Origin of the sequence: Pseudoalteromonas sp. D15MCD-2, from assembly GCF_038562745.1 — a bacterium.
Taxonomy (GTDB): domain Bacteria; phylum Pseudomonadota; class Gammaproteobacteria; order Enterobacterales; family Alteromonadaceae; genus Pseudoalteromonas.
In genome coordinates this window covers 824,120-849,418 of the sequence record NZ_JBCFQE010000002.1, presented here as the reverse complement: position 1 = coordinate 849,418, position 25,299 = coordinate 824,120, and the positions used below count along the sequence as shown (strand labels likewise).

18 protein-coding genes are annotated in these 25,299 nt (G+C 40.3%); 6 read left to right on the top strand and 12 right to left on the bottom strand.

The genetic code is table 11. The features are described from left to right. The first annotated feature begins 94 nt into the window (after positions 1 to 94). Positions 95 to 1,675: an alkyl hydroperoxide reductase subunit F gene (ahpF, locus tag AADY36_RS20555; RefSeq protein WP_342409626.1), complete on the top strand. Its 1,581-nt coding sequence runs from the start codon at positions 95 to 97 to the stop codon at positions 1,673 to 1,675. Positions 1,676 to 1,759: 84 nt separating this feature from the next. Here ahpF and AADY36_RS20550 read toward each other — a convergent pair whose 3' ends face one another. From AADY36_RS20550 to AADY36_RS20500, 11 genes are all read right to left on the bottom strand, one after another. Next, entirely contained in the window at positions 1,760 to 2,230 is a 471-nt protein-coding gene (locus AADY36_RS20550; RefSeq protein WP_058584713.1) for a DM13 domain-containing protein, read from the bottom strand. A 2-nt stretch (positions 2,231 to 2,232) separates the two neighbouring features. Then, positions 2,233 to 3,039, bottom strand: a complete 807-nt coding sequence (locus tag AADY36_RS20545) for a substrate-binding periplasmic protein (RefSeq protein WP_342409625.1) — start codon at positions 3,037 to 3,039, stop codon at positions 2,233 to 2,235. Positions 3,040 to 3,078: 39 nt separating this feature from the next. Continuing rightward, positions 3,079 to 4,704, bottom strand: coding sequence for a methyl-accepting chemotaxis protein (locus tag AADY36_RS20540; RefSeq protein ID WP_055021433.1), 1,626 nt, complete (start codon positions 4,702 to 4,704; stop codon positions 3,079 to 3,081). 199 nt (positions 4,705 to 4,903) lie between these two features. Further along, a complete protein-coding gene (locus tag AADY36_RS20535) occupies positions 4,904 to 6,988 on the bottom strand; it encodes a carbohydrate-binding family V/XII (RefSeq protein ID WP_342409624.1) in 2,085 nt (694 codons plus the stop codon). A 189-nt stretch (positions 6,989 to 7,177) separates the two neighbouring features. Next, a complete protein-coding gene (locus AADY36_RS20530) occupies positions 7,178 to 8,014 on the bottom strand; it encodes a patatin-like phospholipase family protein (protein ID WP_054562475.1) in 837 nt (278 codons plus the stop codon). A 103-nt stretch (positions 8,015 to 8,117) separates the two neighbouring features. Next, positions 8,118 to 8,570: an NfeD family protein gene (locus AADY36_RS20525; protein WP_342409623.1), complete on the bottom strand. Its 453-nt coding sequence runs from the start codon at positions 8,568 to 8,570 to the stop codon at positions 8,118 to 8,120. A gap of 8 nt (positions 8,571 to 8,578) precedes the next feature. Beyond that, positions 8,579 to 9,532 (bottom strand): SPFH domain-containing protein, encoded by a 954-nt coding sequence (locus AADY36_RS20520; protein ID WP_054562473.1) that lies wholly within the window; start codon positions 9,530 to 9,532, stop codon positions 8,579 to 8,581. Between the two features lie 122 nt (positions 9,533 to 9,654). Further along, positions 9,655 to 10,560 (bottom strand): sensor domain-containing diguanylate cyclase, encoded by a 906-nt coding sequence (locus AADY36_RS20515; protein WP_342409622.1) that lies wholly within the window; start codon positions 10,558 to 10,560, stop codon positions 9,655 to 9,657. 256 nt (positions 10,561 to 10,816) lie between these two features. After that, positions 10,817 to 11,704, bottom strand: a complete 888-nt coding sequence (locus tag AADY36_RS20510) for a bile acid:sodium symporter family protein (protein WP_082401604.1) — start codon at positions 11,702 to 11,704, stop codon at positions 10,817 to 10,819. Positions 11,705 to 11,713: 9 nt separating this feature from the next. Next, complete coding sequence (locus tag AADY36_RS20505; RefSeq protein WP_251601646.1) at positions 11,714 to 12,463, bottom strand: class II aldolase/adducin family protein; 750 nt, start codon at positions 12,461 to 12,463, stop codon at positions 11,714 to 11,716. Positions 12,464 to 12,472: 9 nt separating this feature from the next. Beyond that, positions 12,473 to 12,793 (bottom strand): DUF962 domain-containing protein, encoded by a 321-nt coding sequence (locus AADY36_RS20500; protein ID WP_054562470.1) that lies wholly within the window; start codon positions 12,791 to 12,793, stop codon positions 12,473 to 12,475. Between the two features lie 97 nt (positions 12,794 to 12,890). Between AADY36_RS20500 and AADY36_RS20495 the strand changes: the two genes are divergently transcribed. The 4 genes from AADY36_RS20495 (at position 12,891) to AADY36_RS20480 (ending at position 20,024) form a co-directional block, all read left to right on the top strand. Beyond that, positions 12,891 to 13,856 carry an AraC family transcriptional regulator gene (locus AADY36_RS20495; RefSeq protein WP_342409621.1) on the top strand — a complete coding sequence of 322 codons (966 nt, stop codon included), beginning with the start codon at positions 12,891 to 12,893 and terminating at the stop codon, positions 13,854 to 13,856. Between the two features lie 229 nt (positions 13,857 to 14,085). Beyond that, positions 14,086 to 16,020: a methyl-accepting chemotaxis protein gene (locus AADY36_RS20490; RefSeq protein ID WP_285220971.1), complete on the top strand. Its 1,935-nt coding sequence runs from the start codon at positions 14,086 to 14,088 to the stop codon at positions 16,018 to 16,020. Positions 16,021 to 16,280: 260 nt separating this feature from the next. Then, positions 16,281 to 17,174 carry a cation diffusion facilitator family transporter gene (locus AADY36_RS20485; protein ID WP_054562467.1) on the top strand — a complete coding sequence of 298 codons (894 nt, stop codon included), beginning with the start codon at positions 16,281 to 16,283 and terminating at the stop codon, positions 17,172 to 17,174. Between the two features lie 63 nt (positions 17,175 to 17,237). Continuing rightward, positions 17,238 to 20,024, top strand: a complete 2,787-nt coding sequence (locus tag AADY36_RS20480) for a response regulator (protein ID WP_342409620.1) — start codon at positions 17,238 to 17,240, stop codon at positions 20,022 to 20,024. Here the strand turns inward: AADY36_RS20480 and AADY36_RS20475 are convergent. Next, positions 19,999 to 24,450: an EAL domain-containing protein gene (locus AADY36_RS20475; protein WP_342409619.1), complete on the bottom strand. Its 4,452-nt coding sequence runs from the start codon at positions 24,448 to 24,450 to the stop codon at positions 19,999 to 20,001. The genes AADY36_RS20480 and AADY36_RS20475 overlap by 26 nt on opposite strands. A gap of 253 nt (positions 24,451 to 24,703) precedes the next feature. Here AADY36_RS20475 and AADY36_RS20470 point away from each other — a divergent pair, with 253 nt between their 5' ends. Then, entirely contained in the window at positions 24,704 to 25,258 is a 555-nt protein-coding gene (locus AADY36_RS20470) for an isochorismatase family protein (RefSeq protein WP_342409618.1), read from the top strand. The last annotated feature ends 41 nt before the right edge of the window (positions 25,259 to 25,299 follow it).

Genomic DNA, 25,299 nt, shown 5'->3' with positions numbered 1-25,299 from the left:
CCCATCACAACTCACATTAAGCACATTAGCGGGTGGTGGGCAGTTATATTTAAAATTTTTCTAGATTATTTATTCTGAACTCAAGGGCTAAGCCATGTTAGATACGAATATCAAAAACCAATTAACAAGCCACTTTGCTTCTATTACCAGCCCTGTTGAGCTGCTTATCGCCTTGGATGACAGCAATAAATCAACAGAACTTAAAAACTTAGCAAACGATTTAGCTTCGTTAAGTGACAAATTCTCGGTGCGAGATAACCCTAGCCAAGATGTGCGTCGTCCATCTATGGTGGTATCTTCACCTATTAACAATACGCAAATCACATTTGCGGGTGTGCCTATGGGCCACGAATTCACAAGTTTGATCCTTGCTCTACTGCATTCAGGCGGTCATCCAAGTAAGGCATCAGAGACTGAAATTGAACAAATTAAATCATTACCAGGGCCGCTTAACTTTGAAGTGTATATTTCATTAAGTTGTCAAACATGTCCGCAAGTAGTGCAAGCACTTAACTTGATGGCGGCACACAATGAAAATATTACGGCTACTATGATTGATGGCGCCTTGTTCCAAGACGAAGTGAACGAGCGTAATGTGTTAGCAGTACCGGCTGTGTACTTAAACGGTGAGTTATTCAGCCAAGGCGCTGTAAACCTGACTGATATCTTAAATAAAGTAGATACAAAAGCGGCTGCACGCCAAGCCGAAGCACTGAACGATAAAGAGCTATTCGATGTACTTGTTGTTGGTGGTGGCCCAGCAGGGGCTTCTGCGGCAATTTATTCAGCACGTAAAGGCTTAAATACGGGTGTGGTTGCAGAGCGTTTTGGTGGTCAGGTATCAGACACATTAGCAATTGAAAACTTTATATCAGTTAAAGCGACCGAAGGTCCTAAATTGGTTGCACAACTTGAAGAGCACGTAAAAGAATACGACGTTGATGTTATGCAAAACCAACGTGCGGCATCGCTTACTAAGCAAGATAATTATCAAATCACGCTAGAAAATGGCGCGGTTTTAAATGCTAAATCAGTGGTATTAGCAACCGGTGCACGCTGGCGTGAAATGAATGTGCCAGGGGAGAAAGAGTATCGCGGTCATGGCGTTGCTTACTGTCCACACTGTGATGGTCCGTTATTTAAAGGCAAAGCAGTAGCAGTAATCGGCGGTGGTAACTCAGGTATTGAAGCTGCAATTGACCTTGCAAACATTGTTGAGCATGTCACCGTTCTTGAATTTGCTGATACTTTACGTGCTGACGAAGTACTTATTCGTAAAGCAAATAGCTTAAACAACATTACTATTATCAAAAACGCGCAAACGACCGAAGTTGTTGGTGATGGTAAACGAGTAACAGGCTTAAGCTATATTGACCGCATCTCTGGCGATGAAAAATCACTTGAGCTTGCAGGTATCTTTGTGCAAATCGGCTTGGTGCCAAACACTGAATGGTTAAAAGATTCAGCGTTATCACTGACTCGCTTTGGCGAAATCGAAATTGATAGCAAAGGTGCAACATCATTACCGGGTGTTTACGCGGCAGGTGATGCAACAACAACGCCGTTTAAGCAAATCATTATTGCTATGGGCAGTGGTGCAACGGCAAGCTTAGGTGCATTTGATTACTTAATTCGCCACAGCGATGAAACTCAAAGCACAGAAGATGCAGCTTAATGACTCTTGATTAGGCAGCTCACACCCATAGCTGCCGCTTTAAAGCCGCCCTCTCCAAAGGCGGCTTTGTTTTTATTAATACAGCTATTGATACTGCGCTGCAGTAATAAACTCCTCAAAACTTTCACACCAAATAACTACTGTATTGTAATCACTGACATCGATACCTTGTGGTACAACTAATTTAAAGCCATTGAACGAACGCACTCCTGCAACACGCTGCATTGTGCCTTTTTGTGCTAAGAAATCGGCTTCGTTATCAATAAAGTTTCGCGATAGATAAAGTTGATAGTCAGGCCCAGGTGATAACGTGCCCTGCATAGAAATAGCATCATTCGTTAGATACACCTTGCCATCACCATAATGTAAGCGATCTGAGCCTTTGAGGTCGGGCTTAAACGTTGCACTAAACTGCGATCGACCTTGGTGCTGCTTCAAAATAGCAATATCGGGTGCTGGTTGTTCAGTTAAAATAGGTAAACTGTACACTCCAGCTATAAAACCCGCAGCAAAAATCGCCAATGTCATAATGATAATTAGCAGCGCTTTTAGCATGCTTACTCCTTATTTTTTAGCGTTATGATGTGACGTTGCTTTAAAGAAAATTGTTTTTCAACATCACCAAAGTATTGCAAATAGAGCTTCTCAAGTTCACCTGATTGATGCAATTTTTGCATACCTTGTTCTAGTATATCTCTAATGTGTTGATTCTCTTTGCTTAAGTAAAAGTAATAGTCGCTGGAATATTGCAACATAATGTTTGGCGCAATGACAAAATTGAACTGTTTTAGTCTATCCAGTTCGGTGCCAATTGCCAGTACTGAGCGTGGAAAGTATTCACCGAGCCCTGTTTCAAGGGCTTTTATCATCCCTGGGTAATCAAGCTCGCCATTAACTGTTAAACCATTGTTTTTCAGCACGGTATAATCTGACCAACTTTGTTGTTGCAGGCCAACTAAGGGGGTTAATTCAGCAAGGCTTTTAATATTGCTAAACTTTTCTTGGTCTTCATGACGGATAATAAGCAAACGCTTGCCGTGTAACCCTTTATAGAGTGGGATTGTCGTTCTGACTAATGAATCAAGCTGCTTATGAGGTAAAGAAAGCCACGCTAAGGTTATCGTTTTATTATGGCTGAGCTGTTCGATAATTCTTTTATCGTTCATAGGTTTAACGTTATAAAGCAGCACAACATCCACATCCATTGCGGCAAAACTTTTGTTGAGAATATCGTGAATATACTGGTTTTTTACCGCATCGGTATAGCTGGGTTTAGCAAGCTGAATAACGATTTGTTCATGAGCTAAGGCCTGTAGACTCAACAGAGCAAACGTCATTTGTAATATCAGTATTGCTCTGTTCATTATTTCGAGTCTCTGCTTTTTGAGCGCAGTTTTAAACGACTATACTTTGAAAACATGCACCTGCTGTTGTAAACGCGAAGCCAATGAAGCCAATTCTTGGCTGGCTTGCGCATTTTGTTGCGAACTTTCGCTAACCAGTGAAATGCTACTACTAAATTCATTAATATTACAACTTAGTTCGTTTGCAACAGTGGTTTGCTCATCCGTTGCGGTGGATACTTGGTTGTTCATATCGGCAATAAGTGTCATTTCTTGAGTAATTTCAGTCAGTAATTGTGATGAGCGCTCTGCGTATTCAACACTTTGTTTAGCACTTTCGTCGGCATTACCCATGGCGGTAACGGCTTGCTGCGCCATTGTTTGTAGTTTACTGATCATTTCGTTAATACTGGCTGTGGCTTTTTGCGTGTTGTGTGCAAGCTGCCTTACTTCATCGGCTACTACTGCGAAACCGCGACCCGACTCACCAGCGCGTGCTGCTTCAATGGCCGCATTTAAAGCGAGTAAATTGGTTTGTTCTGCAACGCCTTGGATCATCATCACCACTTGATTGATATCTGTTGATTGTGTATTTAACTCATTGATTAATTTTGTATTCGCATTAACGATATGTGATAGACGGTTTATTGCGTCGATATTTTCTTGCACAGACTGCTGACCCTGTTTAGCAGTTTTATCAGTGTGAGTGGCTTTTTCTGATGTTGATAATGCATTTGCGGCCACTTGCTCTATGGCACTGCTCATCTGTGTAATGGCAGTGGCAATCATTGCTGATTGATGTTCTTGCTCTGTGGCTGTGCTTGCAACTTGGTCGCTAATTGAGTTCATTTGCTCAGCAGCAGATGAAAGGGTGAGTGTTGCACTGGTTACATCATTTACAAGTGCATGAATACGCTCCATCATGGCATTAAAGTGATGTGCTGCTTGGGCTATTTCGTCATTACCATGGGTTGTTGCACGTAGACGTAAGTCGGCATTTTCTGAGATAGAGCCTATCGTTTCACTAAGCGATAACAATGGGTTATGGATAGAGCGGTATATAATAAAGGCAATAGCCAATAATAAAATTATTAATATAGTGATAGAGGCTGTCATTGCAATACTGACTTGAGCAAAATCTTTATCTGCGGCGTTTTTAAACTTGTTAGCCTCATTGATTTGTAAGTTTATTAGCCCTTGATAGCTTTCACTGAGAGGGTCAAACACATCGTAAAGATTTTTTACGAATACCTCGTTAGGTACTGCTTTAAGTTGGTCACTTTTTACTTGGTTTAAAAATGTGCTTAGTTCGCTTTCTACTACAGCGAGATTCTTTTCCACGATATTAACTAAGCGCTGCTCTTCTGTGGTTAGCTTGGTCCCTAAGTAGCTTTTCCATTTGCTATCAGCAACATTTTTTGCATTTTCAACGGCGGCTAGAAAGTCAGTTTTTGAAATTTGCTCAGCGCGGTATTTATGGAATAGATCAACAATGCTAACTGCGTAATTGTCCGATACTGTTTTTATCTGCTCAAGGGGGATGACTCTATCGTCATACAAACTGTCGATGCCTTTTACCATGCCCGACATAATAGACATTGTAAAAATAGAGGTGATCACAAAAACTGTAACCGGTAACAAAGCCAAGACGGCTAATCGCGTACGAACGGTGTAGTTATTTAACATGAGCGTGCAAATTTTTGTAAGGACTTAGTATTAAAACTAATAGAGAAATAGTTTTAAGCAAGTTTTTGCAATTGTTTTGCTGGCTTTTTCTTAAGAGACATATCTATTACGACTTAAAGGTAGCGACAGAGGGCGATACCTTTGGTTAAGATAACAAAGCCAGTATTTACACTGGCTTTGTTTTGTTCCTGTTTTTACATTAATGGCCGCGATTAGGCATTTGTCTTTGTGTATTACGGCGCATTTGTTGACGCTGCATACCTTGCTGACGTGCTCTATTTGCCCTATTTAATTGCTGCATACGATTTTGTTGCCTATTTTGAGTGTGCTGGCGTTGCTGTAATGTTTGCTTCGCTTTACTTTTATCTATGCTTTGCAATTTATTTTGCACTTGTTGGCGGTCAATATTTTGTGCCCGATCTTTGATTTGTTGCTGTTTATCGGTAGGTAATGTTTGCCATTTACCCTCAACACGTTGTTGCCATTTATCGCCATCACGCTTGAGCACGTTACCTTTTTGATCCGCAAACACGTTGTTTGCTTTATCGTGTTGGCTGATGGCTGTTTTTAAATCGCGTTTCACTTGCTGCTTTGAAGCAAGACGAGATTTACTCTGATCGCGTTTATAAATATTATGCCTTGGTTGCTTATTATGGTGGCCAGGTTTATGACCGACATTAATTTTGTTACCAATATTGATATTGCCATTATTAATAATAACTGGGCCGCGGTAACCACCGCCATACCAGCCATTACAGCAATGATAAGGTCGATAATGGGTTGGCCATCCAACATTCCAATTCATACCTAGATTTAAAAATCCATTGCTCCAACTTAAGCCAAACGACCAACCCGTCCAGTTGTTATAGCCAATATTAAAACCCCAAGTCGGTGGGCGAGGGTAATAGTAGCCACCGCCCCAATATGGCGGGTAATACCAACCCGTTCCATACACTGGCACACCATAATAAGGGTATGACCACATGTAACCTGGGTAATAACCAACATACACCACCTCAGGAGTTGACTCGTAAATATCAACATAAGTGACATTGTAAACGGGGGAACTTGGAGGAATTTTTGCGATGTCATCTTTTGGAATGCTATCAGCAACAAGCCAAGGGCCTTGTGCGGAGTCTGCCTTAAACCACACTGCATTATCGACTGCATAATATTTGCCTTTAATTTGCAGCACTTGTGCATCGGTATTAATGGCATAAGAAACTTGCGTGCCCGGGATCCGTTCAAATTTAGGTTTACCATCATAATACACAGTTAAACTTGTGTCTTTACGGCTGATAGCCGCTGTTTGCGGCACTTTTGCATCTAATATTGCTTCGTCAGCTTCTCCAGTGCCAGCAACTGAAACTCTGAGGCCCCCTAAATCTGATTCAGGTGGAATATTGGCAAAGCTTTCTGGTAGTTCGTCGCCACGTACAAAGGTCCATGGGCCTGTTTGTTGTTTTGCGCGATACCAGCGTCCAGATAACAAGACATACATGTTATTCGTTTGCATTTCACGTAGCCACGGGGTTTCAGTGTTAAACACATACATGAGCTCGCCACCGGTTAAGCTTTTCCATTTAGCTGCGCCATCAGTTGCAATAAGTTCGGTGGGTTTAGTTGTAACAACAATGGCTGGTGGCGCACTTAGATCTGAGCTTTCGGTATCTTTAGGAAGCATTTTTACAAGTTCAGCCGGTGGCGACTGAGTATAGTCATAAGGCCCTTTGGCTTGTTTTGCCTGATACCAAAATTGCCCATCGGTGAGATAACATAGTTTGCTTTTGCTATCTTTAATCACTGTCATGGCAGTGTTTAAAGCGCGCTCATATTGGCTGTTTTCAATTTTACTAAACTTAGGTTCACCATCAAAACTCAATAATACCGACAGTTGCTCTGTGAAAATAATCGTTGGAGGGTCGGTTTTTAACTGCGTTAAACTTTGTTCTGCTGCTTCTGCACTTTCAAGGCTGGCGGTGAGTTGCGAAAGCGAGGTTTCGAATTGACTGGTTTTTATTGCTTCATTAACGACAGCAGTAAATTTTTGTTCGCCTGCATCTTTTGACTCAGGCCAGCGTACATCGGTGACAGTCATATTGCGAACGGTGACGGTATCGTTTTCGCGATCAGTATCTAATTTAGCTCTAAACCAAAATACGCCAAACACTGCGTCATTGCCAGAAACCGAAAATGACATTGCTGCACGGGCTGTTAAAGTATTACCGTTTAGTTTCTCGGGTTGTGGCTGGTAAACAATGAGTGTGCCTTGTGATGTTTGCACTTGTTGAGGCCATTCAATAGCTTGGCTAAAAAATGAAAAAAAACATAGAAAAGAGAGTATTAAAAGCCTGATGGCAGTAATAAAAGGTAGGGGGAGTTTCATGGTCAATCCTTGGCTAACATAACTCTTTAAAGTATAGCCAATGACATCGAAAACGCTTAAAAATTGTTCCTATTTTAAAGCGTTAGCTTAGGCAACTTGAGTTAAAAAATGTGAGCCCGCATTTAAGCCCATTTCATAACCCGCACTGAGTTTTTCAAATGATTTAGTTGTTCGACCAACAGCAAAGTTGGGTGGCGGTGCAATAATATTAATTTTACAATCGCTTGGTGGGTTGGTAATAAAATCAATGCTTTGATTGTAATTTTCTGCGCGTCTTAAGGTGGCTTCTGCTAATGCAGGGGTGTTTTTATAAAGACGTTTAACGAACCAAGGCGCTTTTGAAGGCTTTTTCTTATAGCCAAGAGGCTGAGATAAAATAACGGTGATTTCTTTATTACCCATCTCGTATGCTTTACGAATAGGAATAGAATCTGCCACGCCACCATCAGTAAGTTGCAAATTGTCGATAACAGGAAATTCTCGATAAGCAATCGGCAGCGCACATGAGGCTTTTAATTGCTGTTCAAGATGAACCGCATTTGCTTTTAAGTACTCTGCCTGTCCAGTTTGTATATTGGTTGTGACTATATAAAATTCACTGGCTTGTTTTTCGAAGGTGTCGAGATCTAGACGAATATCACGGATGGTTTCTTGCCACAGCCAGTCTAAATCAAACAGATGGCCACCTTTAATAAATCGAACAAAATCAATAAATTCTGGTCGGCAAGAGTAATCGGTGATCACTGCATGGTTACGTTTGTATTGGGCGCACAAATAAGCTGCAATGTTAGTGGCTCCGGCAGAAACACCATAACATTGATTAAAAGGTTGGTAATTAGCTTGAATAAAAGCATCCAGTACGCCAGTGGCAAAAATGCCACGCATTGCACCACCTTCTACAACGAGTGCCTTATTATTGTTCATTTTCGCAACCTTGCTTGTAACCGTGAGTGCTTCTAACCATAGCAAACACGGTTACAAAACTAAATAGAGTTTTGGCTCTAAATGAGGTTTAACTATTGCTGAGTTATACCGTCTCTACCCAAAGTACGCCAACTTGTTTGTCGGTTACTTTTACTGTGCTACCAGCAGCAATGGGAGACTGACTTTTTAATTGCCATGTAATACCCGAATACTGATGTGTGGTTAACCCTTTATCATCAACATCGGCATTAACGACAAAGGTAAGCTCAGCAAAATCGCTATGTATCGGCTTAGTATCGGTTTTATCCTGCATGCGTTTGAGAGGTTTCCAAAGCACGAGAGCAAAACCAAGAGTAAACACGATATTGCTCCAAAGCGCGGTAGTGTAACTCGTATCAAGTAGACCTATATTCATTAGTAAGCCACTGGCAAATAAAGATAAGCCTAAAAACAGTAATACATAGGTACTCATACCCAGTACTGCAACTTCAACAATTAGCGCGATAACACCTATAATCATCAGTGCTTCGGCTAAATGGGTATCTAAAAATGCCATTAGCTCACCTAACTTTGTTGCTTTTTATTCAAAGAGTTAATAATAGACATACCTTGAGCTACAAGCGAGCTTGCGTCAGTACCACTTTCAGGAAGTAATACCACAGATGATTCACGAGCAATGGCTTCTTTAGCGGCAATGGCTTTAGTAGCTAGGTCGAGTTGAATTGCTTTTTGGCCTTGCTCTGTATCGGCGGCTTCACCTACTTTACGTAGTGCATCTGCTTGTGCTTCAGCAACGGCGATAATCGCTTTCGCTTCACCTTCAGCGCGTAAAATTTGCTCGGCTTTTTCAGCTTCGGCAGCAAGGACTTGGGCTTGCTTTTTACCTTCTGCCACATTGATGGCAGATTGACGGTCACCTTCAGACTCTAAAATTTGCGCACGTTTTACACGCTCAGCTTTCATTTGTGCTTCCATGGCTTCCATTACAGAATTAGGTGGCACAATATCTTTAATTTCGTAACGTAAAACCTGAATACCCCAAGGCTCAGATGCTTGGTTAATCGCGGTAACTATGTTGGTGTTTAACATGTCGCGCTCTTCAAAGGTTTTATCTAGTTCCATTTTACCAAGTTCAGAACGCATCGTTGTTTGCGATAGCTGAGTAACCGCAAATACATAGTCATCAACACCATACGTAGCTTTATACGGGTCAAGCACGCGGAAATACAGCACACCATCGACGATAAGCGAGATGTTATCTTTGGTGATAGCAGACTGCGAAGGCACATCTTGCGCTTGTTCTTTTAAGCTGCGGTCAGCGGCAATACGGTCGATAAATGGCACAATAAAGTTTAAGCCGGCTTCTTTGGTCGAATGGTATTTACCAAAACGCTCGATTAACCAGGCACGATTTTGCGGCACAAATTTAACGCTACTTTTTAGTAGCACTAAAACAAAAATTAGAAGAAAGACTTCTACATTTAACAACAGGTCTAAAATGCTAGAAACGGGGTCCATGTACTTTCCTTAATACAATTAATATTATTTTTCACTGCTCAGATTACCACCACAAAGCAAAGCACGCTATTGATTTGTAATCGTTACCTATTTAAGTGCAGTTTTATTCTTTATGCCTTGTATTAATAATTCAGTGCATGTTTTATCAAATACATATGTTGATCTGCTTGTGCGACAATTTCATCGGCTGTTTTTTGTGTACCTAAAAACATGGTGACGCCGACACTGGCTGAGCCCTTATAGTTAAGATCTTGGTGAATAAACTCAACTTCGATGGCTGTTTGCAGTTTATCGGCAATGCGATAGGCATTTTGTTTGGCTGTTTGCTCATTTCGGCTTAGCCCTTCAAGTAATACAACAAACTCATCGCCACCAATGCGGGCTAAACAGTCTTTTTCGCGCACAACTGTTTTCATTCTTTGTGCAATCTCAACAAGATAAGCGTCGCCGGTATTGTGGCCATATTGATCGTTTAATTTTTTAAACTTATTAAGGTCGATAAATATTACTGCACCATAGTTTTGGTCGCGCTTGCTCATTTGTAACGCAAGCGATAAGCGAATATAAAAAAAGCGGCGGTTTAAAAGTTCAGTTAGCGGGTCGGTGGAGGCAGCGTAGAGGAGTTGTTCTTCAAGGTGTTTTCGTTCGGTAATGTCTGTTGCAATACCTAAAATGCCGATGACTTTGTTGGGCTCTGTGTCGCAAATAATAGGGGTTTTCACTTCCCAGAAAATATATTGGTGTCCGTCGGGAAAGGTAAGCTCAACTTCTTCACGGGTACGCTCACCGCTGAGCACCCGCTTGTCTATTTTTGCTAGCTTTTTTACGTCAGGAATTGGGAAAAAGTCCACATCACTTTTATGTTGTAATTCTTGCTCAGAGCAAGCAAATAAACCCAAGGTAAGCTTATTAGCATAAACGTAATGCCCGAGCTCATTTTTTATGTAAACGTATGCGGGTACGTTATCAAGCGCAAACTTTAATTCAGCAACATGAACGGGCAATTTAGAGTTATTAAGTTCGGCCACAATATGTCCCTATATAACAAGCCATAAATTGATAGTGAACGAAAATATCTTATTAAACAAGACTGACCACAGAGCAAAAATTATAACTAATGATTTAGGTATAGTTATGAAAAATAAATAAAAAATTAATAGTTAGGATGGGTGATGAACTTTGTTATTAGGTGTATTTTAGACTCGTTTGGTTATCTCAAATTTTAACTATTTTTTATTACTGTGTGATTAAAAACTTCCTTGTTTTTAGTCATCACTTTGGCTTTTATGCTTTGTTGAGAATGGCAAGGTGTTTTGTATGATGCGCGCTAAATAAGCGACAAAAAATATAACCCGTTACAAACATTGATAAGCTATAGGTTGCTCCAGGAATTGCCATGGCGGCATTATTGATTAAGGTACTCGCAATTAAAATGGCAAGGGTGCCATTTTGTAGCCCAACTTCAACCGCAATGCTCATTTGTTGCTTGTGATCTAAGCCCGATATTTTTGCAAAAAACAGCCCTAGTAACAGCGTGCTGAGGTTTAATGTCAGCGTTGCAATGCCACTGGTCGCAAAAAAGCTCAGCATTTGGTCAGCATTTTTATGAATAATGCTAAGCACTATCACAATTAAGAATACACTCGAAAAACGACGTATAAAGGGTTCTATTTTCAAGCTCAAATGGGGTTTAAAGTGATTAAATACCATTCCTAAACAAACAGGAAGTACCGTTATCATCAGCATTTGCACTATGGTTTTAATCACTGGCAAAGCGAATTCGTGGCCCGGCACACTCAATGTATGCATGGCAAAATGCATAATCAGTGGCAAGGTAAACGGTGAGATAAATGTTGCTAGCGTTGTTAGACTTATTGAAAGCGCAACATCCCCTTTGAATAAATAGGTATAAAGGTTTGAGGTCACACCACCCGGGCAGCAAGCCACTAAAATCAGGCCAATAGCGAGCTCAGGGGATAGGGTAAAACTCATTGCTAATAAAAACGCAACGCTTGGCAATAAAAGTAGTTGGCAGCTTAAGCCTATTGAAAGTGCTTTGGGGCTAATAAATAATGCCCTAAAGTCTTGCTTTTTAAGCCCTAACCCCATGCCAAACATGATGATAAATAGTGCTAAAGGCAGCACTATTTTAGTCATGATATCAATTTGCATGATATATCCTTATTGATCGTAACCCGGACTTTTATTGTCGAGTAAGCGCAGTAAGGCAGGCCAAGCAATTGCGCCACCCAGTCCCTTAGTAGCAACTTCAGTTTGCCCTTTGATACCCTCAATAATCGCGCTAGGTACTTGTACGAGTTGCTCGGTATTTTGTGAAGTACGAGTTTGTACAGCGCATGCAGCTTCAAAAACATACATAAACAAAAATGCATCAGCGACCGTTTTACCCACAGTTAATAGGCCATGATTACGTAGCATTAGAAAGTTATTAGAACCTAGGTCATTCACTAAACGGTCTTGCTCTGCAGGATTAAGGGCAATGCCCTCGTAGTCGTGATAACCCAAACCTGAGTGCACAACAACAGCTTGCTGAGAGATGGGCAATAAGCCGTCTTTGTTAGCAGACACCGCCGTGCCATTGAGTGAGTGGGTGTGAATAACGCAATGGGCATCATCACGTGCCATATGAATACAGCTATGGATATTAAACCCCGCAGGATTAACAGGGTATTCACTGTCATGCAGCTTATTACATTGTTGATCTACTTTGATAAGACTTGATGCGGTAATTTCGTGAAACATCATGCCATACGGGTTTATCAAAAATTCGTTGTCTGTGCCGGGAACGCGCATTGAAATATGGGTAAAAATTAAATCATCCCAGCCATATAAAGCAACTAGGCGATACGCGGCAGCGAGCTCAACACGGGCTTGCCATTCTTGCTCTGATACTGTGTGTTTCATCGTCATGGTGTTTTCCTAAAATGGTACTTTGCGAATAATAATGTCTTTAAACATGACCCAATCACCAATAAAGCTATAAAAAGGGTGTGTAAAAGTTGCGGGGCGATTTTTTTCAAAAAAGAAATGACCAACCCAAGCAAAGCCATAGCCCACAACTGGGCATAAAATTAGCCAGCTATATTGCTGCTGATAAATAGCGGCAAACAAAATAGCCAAAACAATCCAACTGCCAATGAAATGTAAGCGTCGACAGACTTTATTTTTGTGTTCTTGTAAGTAATAGGGGTAAAACTCTTTAAAGCTCGCGAACTCGCGTTTACTTGCTACAGTGCCCATATTGTTGTCTCCGTTGTTAATTACAGGTTAACAATAGGCTTTTATTCTTTTATTTACTTGATAATATAGGTCATTAAATTGTTTATTTAGGACGCGCATGAGAACCTTATCAAGCTGGTGGCTTCGTGCTATGGCTGAGTCGTTTAAGTGGCAGGGTTTACCAATTAATGAATTGTTTGCAGCGGCAAATATTCCTTTAGCAGAATTAAGTAGCCAAACAGCCCGATACCCACAAGCCAGTGTCAGTATGCTTTGGAAGCAGGCGCAAGCCATGTTACCAAACACCCATTTAGGTCTTTATGTTGGCAGTAACATGAATGTACGCGCTATTCCGGTGGTAGGCATGGCGATTATTCAGTCAACACAGTTATTGAGTGCTTTTCGGCTGATATTGCGTTATCAAAAATTGATGGGCGATACACATAATGTGTCGCTTATCGATCATGGAAGTGAGTATGAACTTCGCTTTAACTTTAGTGATGGTGAGCGTGATATGTCACTGCTAAGCTACGAAGCGCCCATGGCGTTTTGTGTAAAAATAGCGCGCACTGTAAAGGGAAAAGATTGGCACCCAACGCGAATTTGCTTGCAGCGTAAAGAGCCACACAGTGAGATTAATGCGCACTTTAATTGCAAAATTGAATACGGCTCAACGACCCACAGCCTGTTTTTTAGCGAAAATACCGATAGTGAACCTGTGTTATCAAGCCAGATTAAACTAGTGACGCAAACGAATGTGACGCAGGTATTGAGAATTTTGCTTGAGGAGCATTTAATTCAAGGCCAAACCACCAGTAAAGCAATGGCAAAAGCACTTAATATGAGTGAAAAAACGCTGCAGCGCCGTCTTGCAAAAGAGGGCACAAGTTTTAGTAAAGAATTAGCAAGTTTAAGACAGCAAAAAAGTGTTTCGTTGTTAAACGAAACAGATCTTTCAGTTACTGAGATAGCCTTTTTATGTGGCTACTCTGAAATTAGTGCATTTCATCATGCATTTCATCGCTGGTATGGCATGTCGCCAAAAACCTACAAGCAAAAAATGGCAATAATAGCAGAGTCATAATAAGCACGGTTTTATTCAGTGAGGTGTTTGTATCTAGCGTTTTAACTAGTAAAAAGGTACAAGTTGGCGTTTGTTCCTATTCTGTTTGAGTTTGATAATTATTAGTAAAAAAACAACAGTAAAAGCTTAAATAGCAATTGCTTAACACAGACTTGTTACCTAAAATTATTGATAGGACGCAAGGATGATCTAAAACCAAAACTCCACCATTAAGTATGAGGCTTGCTGAATGCGAAATCTATCGCTGCGCACTATTTTTATTAGTTTTGTGTTAATTGCATTGTTTGTTGTCACTGTGGTTAGCGCCTTAATCAATACCAGCCAATTCTCTCGGCTTTATTACCAACAAACAGAAAAGCAATTATTGCCTGACGCTGTGGGTAAAGTTGCTGCCGAAATTGACGCTCAAATGCGTTACCCCATCTCTGTGTCACAGTCTTTAGCTGAAAACCAAATTCTGCATACGTGGATGAACGAAGGTGAGAAAAGCTCGCCAATTCATCAACGTGTGATGGCGTACTTTGCTGACTTACAAAGAAAAAGTGGTGCGTCATCGGTGTTTTGGGTAAGCAAAAACTCAATGAGTTATTACACACAAGACGGCTTTTTCAAATCAATCTCACAAAGTGAGCCAAGAGACAGTTGGTTTTTTGACTTTATTAGCTCAGATAAACGCCAAGCGCTCGCTTTAGATGTAAGTGAGCAGGGCGGACACCTCACTTTATACGTTAACACCTTGGTTGAAATTGCAGGGCAACGCCTTGGTGTTGCAGGGCTTGGTTATGATATTTCAGATATTTCTAGCATTGTTACGTCGCGTAAAATTGGTGAGCAAGGGTATTTATTCTTAATTGATGAGAGCAAGCGAATTATTGCACACGCAAATGATGCTTATATTGGTAAACAAGTCACAAGCGTCGCTTCATTAAGCGCATTACAAAGCTTTTTGAGCAGTAAACATACTGGCTTTACTCTATCGCAAGTCGAGCTAGCAGATGAAGATGTTTATGCTGGGGTTATGCCAATCGAAGGCACTGGCCTTACTCTTGTGGCGGTTCAGCCTAAGCAAGAGATATCAAGCGCGATTAATACAGTCGTTTGGATGTCGATTATCGTAAGTGTCGTGCTTGCAGGTATATTTTTAGTGTTAACACTTTATTTTGCGAATTGGCTAAGTAAGAAAATACGCAGTGTGGGCGACGAACTACTGGGTATGGCAGGCCACGGCGGTGACTTAACAAAACGTTTAGATGACAGTGTTGATAATGAACTGGGGCATCTTGCTAAAGGCTTTAATGCCATCATAGGTAAAGTAGCTGAGTTGGTAGATGAAATCAGTGTCACCGAGCAAGCGATGCGAGAGGGGATTGACGACCTTGCGAGCTTTGCCAACAAAACCTTTGTTGCTACCGAAGATCAGCGCGCGCAAACCGATCAAGTTGCCACAGCTATTACAGAAATGGGGCAAACTATTAATGAGGTGTCTGATATTGCTCATCGTACAGCAAGCGACACGGAAGAAGCGGTACGAGAAACCGTGCAAACCAATCAAAGTATGGCTGCCACAGCACAAACCATGAATGAGCTGAATGATATTTTGATCACGGTTGATAAAAGTATCGGTGAGTTTGCTAATCAAGCAGCTGAGATCAACTCGGTTGTTGAAGTGATCAATGCAATTTCAGAGCAAACTAACTTATTGGCACTCAATGCGGCAATTGAAGCAGCAAGGGCGGGTGAGCAAGGCCGTGGCTTTGCGGTCGTTGCTGATGAAGTACGCTCACTTGCACAGCGTACGCAAACATCGACTTCTGAAATTAGAGAACAGATTTCGCGTTTACAAAGCTCATCATTGCAATCACAGGAAGCAATTGCCGAAGGCACGCAAAGTAGCCAAAAGGTCACTGAGCTTACGCACGTTGCAGTGTCTGCACTTCAGTCTATTCAGCAGAAGTTTGAAATTATTAGCCAAGGCAACCACCAAGTTGCTGCTGCGACAGAAGAGCAGGGCACGGTGGTTGAGCATATCAATCAGTCGGCTCATGATATTTCAGACAGTGCAATGCAAATACATGATAACGCTGAGCAACAACAGCGTGGCACGCAAAGCTTGTTATCGCGTGCTCAGCACCTTAAAGATTTAGTCAGTCAGTTTAAAGTTTAATAGCCTGCTTTTTAAATCTGCTTCGAGTAAAAGGCGTTAACAACATGTGTTGTTAACGCCTTACTGTTTTTTAGCTTACAAGTGAGTGTTTTAGTTTACTTGTTTGCTGCTAATTCCTTTCTTATTAGTAACACATCGTGCAAAAAACTTTCAAAAAGGGACTATTAACTAAGTTTTTAGTGCGTTTAAGTGCGCTGCGTATTACAATTGAGACTTTATATCATTACCGCATTTCCAGCTGATAGGTATTTCACTTCTTCATGACAGATATTACAACACACCAAGCATCTAGACGCCGCTTGTTGATTGCCTTAGCCATAACGTGCTCGTTTATGGTGATACAGGTTATTGGCGCCTATTATTCGAATTCGCTTGCTGTACTTGCTGATGCTGGGCATTTGTTTGTTCATAACAGTTCTTTATTCATCGCGCTTATTGCCTCAAGCATGGCGATATATTTCGCGAAAAACTTTAATGATGGCTACCAGCGAGCAGAGCTCACGGGTGGCTTGATCAATGGCATCTTATATTTAAGCATTAGCTTAATTATTCTTTATGAAGGAGGTGAACGTTACTTCCATCATAGCGATGGTCATGATTTACAAATTAATAGCTATTTAATGTCGGTCATTTCAGCTATTGGTTTTTTGTTTCATGGTGCTGCAGCATGGGTGCTATACAAAGGGCGCAAAGCAAGCATTAATGTGTATGCGGTGTTTTTACACTCGTTTTTTGATTTAATTTCAACGGTTTCAACCTTCTTCGCTGGTATTTTAATCCACCTAACTGGCTGGGCCGAAATTGATATTATTTCGAGTATGTTGATTGCTACCTTTGTCTTGTTTACTGGGGTTAAAGTGATCATTCGTTGTATTCAAGGCTTACTTGAAAATAGAAGTAAGCTGCCGAATGTAGCTGATATTGAACAAAGTATCGCTTCGGTTGAACATGTACAAAATGTTCATAATGTCACGGTAATGCGCCAAGACAAAGACATTATTGTTGGCGCGCACGTTGTTTTAAAACAGCATTGTACCGTTGAAAAGCATGACGAAGCATGTCGCTTAAAGGTCGAAAAACTATTGCAATCGCGCTTTAAAATTGGAAAAAGTGTGCTGCAAATAGAGAGTCATGAATGCCACCATGTTAATTAAAGTGGCAAAAAGTTTAATTTTCTTTTAATTTAAAGGTATCACTATGAAGTTAGGATACCTTTTTTGCTTCAAAATAAGCCTTCATATTTCAACTTTTTAGCCGCAGTACTGCTTGGTTGTATTGCGGGAGTTGTTAATTTATTACCAATTTGGTTTTTAGATAGCTCAGAATTTCTGCTTGGTCAGTTTTTTGTGATCTTAAGCTTGCTGCTACTTGGTTGGCGGTTTGCAATAATCACCTTTATTTTAAGTACAGGGTTTATTTTTTACCGCTGGGGGCATGCGTGGCCGTCCATAGTATTTGCACTTGAGCTTATTTGCTTACAGGTATACTGCTTATCAAAAGCGCGGCCGGTATTTTTACGAGGCATGCTATTTTGGCTAGTGATAGGCCTGCCACTACTTTGGAGTTTTGGCCATTTCTTTTTAGGTTTACCAATTCTAACGATTGCTATTGCACTTGCTAAGTACTGCTTAAATGCGGCAATTTACTTATCTGTTATTGATTTACTGAGCTTCTTCTTTAGCCGTTATTCGTGGCATAAACATTATTCGTCGCTCTATAAAATACTTAACTATGTTGTTACTTTACTGGTTGTGCTGGTAGTCATATTAACCTCTGTAGTACTAACCAATAACCATTATGCGCGCATTGAGTATGAGATAAATTCGCAGTTAAAAGAAAAAGCCAAAGAAATCGCACGCACCATTGATGCTCACCTTGATCATAATAAAAAAGGGGTGGTACTCACTGCCAGAAGCATTGCCAACGGTGTCCCTCGTCAAATTGCTCTTGAAAATATGGCAAACCTATACCCTGATTTTAGAACACAGATAATTGCTGATGCTCTTGCTGATGTCACTCATTTTTATCCACAATCGTTAGCGATTAGTTTGCAGCAGTCAAACATTCGCGCCAATGTGGCAGATAGAGATTACTTTATAAATGCACCTAATAATGAGCTTGGTTATATCTCTACAATATTTAAAGGTCGTGGTTTTGGTTCTTTACCTATAGTTGCAGTATCAGCACCGATTTATATTGAAGATACCTTTACTGGCGTCGTTGAAGGCTCACTGATGTTTGATTATTTTGCAGGCCTCAGGCCCAGTCTATTTAGTCATCAAGGCGAGTTGTTGATTTTAGATGCCAGCAACAAAGTGGTATTTAGCACATTAGATGACTTTACAGAGCTACAACAATTAACAGATGAAGAAATAGATTTGTTTGCAGACGAAGCACGCTTTAAAATGTTTGATGCTGAGAACGAACAGCAGTTTTACGCCAGAGAAGCTCGCTCAACAGAGCATAACTGGATTGTAATGACCATGCTCAATCGCAAACATGCCAATAATGTTGCGGTGAGTGCATGGGGTCAGTCTTTGGTGATGATATTGTTTATTATTTTATTAACCAGTGTGTTTATCACGCAATTGAGTCGCTGGTTAATTGCTCCTATCGAAAAGTTAGCTGAACAAATCGACAAATTTGAACCTGAGCGGGCAATCACAGATACCGACTTACCACAAACTTGGCTAGAAGTGAGTCGTTTGCAGTCGCAGTTTTCGAGTTTAGCTAATAAGCTAGCGCTTAATTTTAATCGCTTGCATCAAGCGAATCACGAAAACGAAGTGTTGAATAACAAACTGACCGATTTTAATGCCCAGCTCGAGCAACAAGTTAATGATAAAACGAATGAGCTAGTCGAAGCTGTTCGCTTAGCGAATCAAGCCAACCGTACTAAGTCGCAATTTTTAGCGAACATGAGCCATGAAATCCGCACCCCGCTCAATGGTATTTTAGGCATGACTCAACTGCTATTAGAAAACCCTAAACTACCCGAAACTGAGCGTGATGAGCTGGCGATGATCCATCAAAGTGCTAATAACTTATTGTTGATTTTAAATGATATTTTAGATTTCTCGAAAATTGAAGCGGGCGCTCTTAAACTTGAAGACCGTGTTGTTGAAATTAAAGCCTTACTGGCACAATTAGCCAAAGTTTTTAGTAGCACCAGTGTCAAATCTGGCGTTAAATTTAACTTGAGCATTGCAGACAACATACCTGAGTATATCCGCCTAGATCCACTGAGGTTTAGCCAAGTAATCAATAACATTTTGAGTAACGCGGGTAAATTTACTGAGTCTGGTGAAATAAACATGCAATGCCAAATGGTTAATGGTGCACTAGCAATAAAAATTCGCGATACAGGTATAGGTATTTCTGCAGATCAGCAGGCTAAATTGTTTACAGAGTTTACCCAAGCCGATATATCGACCACCCGAAAATATGGTGGTACTGGGCTCGGGCTCACCATTAGTAAACGAATTATAGAGTTGATGGATGGAGAGCTCTCTTTAGTGAGCCAAGAAGGTGAGGGCAGTGAATTTACTATTATTGTGCCAGTGATGGTAAGCGATGCAGAAGCAACTGCAGAACAAAGTACAGACAAGCCAATACTTAGTGGCATAAATGTATTAATTGTTGAAGATAACCCTGTAAATCAAATCGTGCTGCAAAAAATGATGCAAGACACCCAGTGTACTATCAAAAAGGCAAACGATGGCTTACAGGCACTTGAAGAGCTTAAAAGTTTTAAGGCAGATATTATATTGATGGACTGCCAAATGCCCCACATGGATGGCTATCAATGTACACAAGCAATTAAACAGAACCCTGCGCTGTATGGCGAAGCTATCATTATTGCTATTACGGCGAATGCCTTTGAAGAGGACCAAAAGCGCTGCCTTGTAGCTGGCATGGATGACTTCATCTCGAAGCCCATTAATAAAGATGAGCTTTATCGCTGCTTAAATAAATGGTTTAAAGCGCGTTTAGTCGATCAATGATTGCCTGAATCGTGCTTTCTGCAATTAGATCATCGGCCAACATGGGTTTTGCGAAGTAGTACCCTTGTAAATCTTCGCAGCCCATCTCTGTTAAGAAGCTGATTTGCTCACTTGTCTCAACTCCTTCAGCAATACAATATAAGCCTAAGTTCGATGACAACGCATGGATAGTTTTAATAATCGATTCATTACTTTTATCTTGGCCGATATTACGCACGAAGCTTTGGTCTATTTTGATCACATCAATCGGGAATTGACTTAGGTAAGTTAGTGACGAGTAACCTGTGCCAAAGTCATCAAGTAATAGTTTGAAGCCGGCATTTTTAAGTTTTTGCAGCTGCTTAGAAGCTTTCTCTTTATCTTCTAATAGTGTGTTTTCTGTAATCTCAAGGCGTAGCTGAACAGGCTTAACCATGTGATTATTCAAAATAAGTAATAAGCGTTCAGTTAAGTTTGATTTTAAAATATGCGTTGGCGACAAGTTTAATGATAAATAAAACTGTGGGTTAGCACGTAGCATTGGCAGCAGCTCTGTTAATGCTCTATCAAGTGCTTGCTCAGTCAACGCATCGATTAGACCTATCTCTTCAGCAATAGGAATGAATTCGGCAGGTGATACAAAACCTTGCTCGTTCTTCCAGCGCATTAAAAGCTCAACGCCGTTTATTTTTTTAGTTTTAGCATTAACAATAGGCTGATAGTTATTAAATAACTCATCGTCTTTAAACGCATCTTTCAAGGCATTTTCAAGTAACAGCTTTTTGGTCAGCTGGTTATTCATCTGCTCTGTGAAATATTTAAAATTGTTACGGCCAGATTGCTTAGCATGCATCATGGCTATATCTGAATTTTTAATTAAATCATCTGCTGTTTTCGCATCAAATGGGTAAAGAGCGACACCAACACTTGCTGAAATGTTGATTGAAAAGTCGTCAATTATAACCTTGCTTGCCAGTTCTTCAGTGAGTTTTTTAACGAGATCACTGAGTGTTTGTGGTGAGTGAAGGTCTTTAATAAGAACCAAAAACTCATCACCACTTTGACGGCCTATTACGGCGTTTTCGGGTAACATTAGGCTTACTCTTTGCGTGATATCGCAAAGTAATTGGTCGCCGACAGCGTGCCCGAATGAATCATTTACTGGTTTAAATTTATCTAAATCAATAAATAATAATGCAGCTAGTTTATTGTATTTTTTGGCGTTATTTATACAGTTGCTAATTTTTGTATACATTAAAGAGCGGTTAGGCAGGCCCGTTAACGGGTCATAATTTGCTAAATAACGCAAATCGTCTTCAGCGCGTTTTTGCTCTGTTAAGTCTGAAATTACAATTACATAATGACTAATTGATTGGTTTTCCTTGGCTACAGCCGTGACACTAATATGAACTGGGTGTGCAGGGCTTTTTAGCGTGCGAATAACAGCTTCTGTTTTCCAGTTTTGCTTGGGTTTAAGTGTTTTTAATACGTCTATATATTCAAGGTATTTTGCACGGCCTATGGCTGCAATAAAGTCGCGACTAGTAAGCTCTGCAACATTGTTTGGCGTGGCGAATGCTTCACCAAAACTGGCATTAGCAGAAAATGGTTTGAGTTGATTGTCTAAAATTAGCAACCAGTCGTTTATTTGCCCAAATGCTTCGCCGAGGACACTGGCTTGCTGGGCATTAGCGCGTTGCTCTGTAATATTGGTATAAATACCGGTTATTTTTAATGGGCGGTTTTTTTCATCGGTTGCAATAGTACGACCAATGTCTTCGTACCAAAGCCAGTTACCATTTTTATGTTTTAAACGGTAAGTGGTATTCCATTGTTGGTTATTTGTTTGCTTACAAAATAGTTGCCACTGGCTAGTTACATTATTGCGATCGTGCGGGTGCACTAAGCTCACAAACTTGTTGAGGCTTATACCATCTTTATACTCGGCATAGCCCAGTTCAGCAGAAAAGCGGGTCGTTCTTAAAAACTGTTCTACTAGGTTAATCTCCCAAACACCACTTTTAGTACTACTTAAAGCGAGTTCGGTTTGTTGTTGTGATTTTACAGCTTCTGCATGAGCACGGCCGATCATTTGCTGGCGAGCACGGTATTGCCAAAATAGGAAAAACAAAACAGCTAAAACAATAATGACATAACTTGCTTTTGCAGCAGGGGATGACCAAGGTGCATGTGCAACATTAAATCTTAGTTGTCTAGACGCTGATATTGCATCGCTTAACTCGATAGACGACGACACTGATAACACATAATCACCAGGCGATAATTTGGTGAAAAAGACCTCATTGGTTGTTAACTTGTCGTATTGCAGTGAGGTTGGCCCATCAAGGGTCACTCGATACGATGTTTTATCTTTATTAATGGTATCAAAGTTAGAAAAGGTGACTGCTAAGCCCATATCATCATAAGTGATCTGCAGAGGCGTATTTACATATTTATATGGATGGTAGTTAAGCTCTCGCGAAAGCAAAGATACATTGGTAATTTCGGTATTTATATTACCAGCCTCTACAGGCGACGATAAAAAGTCCTCTGGTGAAAGTAAAAGTACGCCTCGGGTACTACCAAATGCAAGTTGTCCGTTATGTAAGGTGGTGTCGGCATCAATGTTGAATTCATTAACGGCTAAACCATCGCGAATAAAGTAACGGTCAAGTTCTAAGGAGCTTAAATCAAGGCGGTAAAGACCATTTTGAGTACCTAACCATAAAAAGCCAAAACGATCTATTTGCAATGCAAAAACAGATTTAGCTTTTAAGCCAGATTGTATATTAATACGATGTTTAACTTCATAAGTTTTAGCATCGATGCCAATAAGCCCTTCGTCAGCTGAGCCAAGCCACAGGGTGTTGTTATAATCCATCACCCAGTCATCAATGGTAGTGAACGCTAATGGGTTATAATTTTCTGTTTGGTATATCAGTGTTAACTTTTGAGTCTGCTCATTGTAGCGGTACAATTTGCCAGACATACTCAGTACGTATTCGTCGGGGTGGTCTGGCAATGGCTTTAAAAAAGCATGGGCATTAACAAGGTCAACTTGTTCTTTCAATCCTTTAATGGTGGTTAGTTCGCCTGTTTTACCATTGTACTTATAAAAATTTTGGTCATCTAAAAATGCAAATTGATCATTACCCATAGCACGAAAGCCCCAGTTAGGGCCGTAATTTATGAGGTGCATGGTCTCAGCATTGCCTTTTATAGGCACTAATTTGCCTGTCTGTTTATCAAACAAGGCAAGACCTATGTATTTCATTAGCCACAGATAACGGTTGCTGTCATCAATGTTAGCTTCAGTAATACCATAAATACCATGCTCACCATGAAAGGCTTTTTCATCGTTACTAACTAAGTAGGGTGTAATATCTTTAGTAAGTTGGTTGTACTTCATTAGGCCATTATCTGTACCTATCCAAACGGTATCATTTTGATCTTGTAATACCGACCAGACATTATTATTGAAGCGAGCTTGGTTATTTTTTAATTCAATGTGTTTAAAACGTCTTGCTAGTGTTGACCATGTGAAAACGCCTTGTGAGCGGGATGCAAGCCACAGCAAGCCAGTTTTATCAATCATTACATCTTGAATTGAATTGTCAGACATTAAAAACTTACTTTGTTCAAAGTTTAAGATGAACTCAACTGACATGGTTTGGCGATTAAATTCGAACAATCCTTTTTCTGTGACGATATATTCACCGAATGAGCTAACAGAATAATCCCAAATATTTAAGTTAGGGATTAACAGCCTTATCTTATCAAATGCCAGTAAACGGTTAGCGTTAAAAGGGATATCAAACATGCCCTCTACAGTGCCTACAAATAAGCCGAGCTGCGCATCGACCCTTAAAAATTTTACGTTTTTATTATCTTCGGTGACCTGAGATTTATCGGTTAGCGGAATATGCGAGATATGATCATCTGCAAGGTTTTTTGAAAAAAGCCCATTTGATGTGCCGATATATAAAAAGTTGTCGTGCAGGGTGAGTGCCCGAACAATATGTTCTTCTTTATTGATAGAAAACTCATGCAAAAACTTTTTTGATTGCTTGTTGTATGAATAAACGTGCTGGGCAATAGCGAAGTAAAAAAAGTGATCGTCTTCAGTGATTGCTAAAATAGGCGAAAAGAAAACATCTTCAGGGTCTAGTTTGCCAGAATAGATTTTTTCAACTTTTAGCGTTTTTGGGTCTATTAGAAAAGCACCTGAAAACTCAGTGCTGACGAAAATGTTTCCGTCGTCAGTTTTATGCATTGCGGTAATTTGTCGCTGATCAAGAATATACTCCCCAGCAAAAGGCGCTACCTGATAACCATCATACCTATTTAAGCCTTGGTAGGTACCAATCCAGATAAAGCCTAAATCGTCTTGCACGATTTTAGTTACACTGCCTTGCGTAAGTCCTTCATCGGTTGAAATACGCTGCATTTGCAAAGCATAGTTTTGTGCCAACGCTGAAGAGGAGAGCGTGAAGAACAGCAAACTGAAAATCAAAAGAAAAAGTTTAGGCACTGACTGATTAACCCTAAATTATTATTTGCGCATAATTTTTAACAAAATATAGCACAATTATGACCGTAATTAATGGTTCTGAAAAGAAAAAATAGTAATAAGGTCTACTTGGTGCTGAAACTGAAACCTATGCTATAACTAGTTCAATTATCAGCAATTTGAGAACGTGATGCGCCATTCATTTATCAGCCAAAAAAGTAATGCCTTGTTATTAATTATTGACCTTCAGGCAGGGCTTGAACCGGTAATTAACGACTTTGGCTTAGCTGTTAATCAGACCGAAAAGTTAATAAAAGCAGCTAAAGCTTTAGATATTCCCTATTTATTTACCGAACAAAATCCAACCAAGTTAGGTAAAAGTAGTGAACAGCTCTTACCTTTTATAACTGGCACTAACTGCTATCACAAAATACATTTTAGCGCATGCCAAGAGGTTCAATTTAACAACCTATTGGCTGGCTCTAACCGTAAGCAAATAGTGGTAACGGGTACAGAGTCGCATGTGTGTGTACTGCAAACATGTTTAGACTTAATTGCCAATGGTTACCAAGTGTTTGTAGTGGAAGATGCCATTGCATCACGCAACGAAAAACACAAAGAGTTGGCTGTTAAGCAGCTATCGGCAGCAGGTGCTATTATTACTTGTACAGAAAGTGTGATATTTCAATGGCTAGAAAAAGCAGGGACCGATCAATTTAGGGCATTATTGCAATTTATAAAGTGAACCATGATGCTCATCAAACCGTATTGGCTCGATTAATTGTA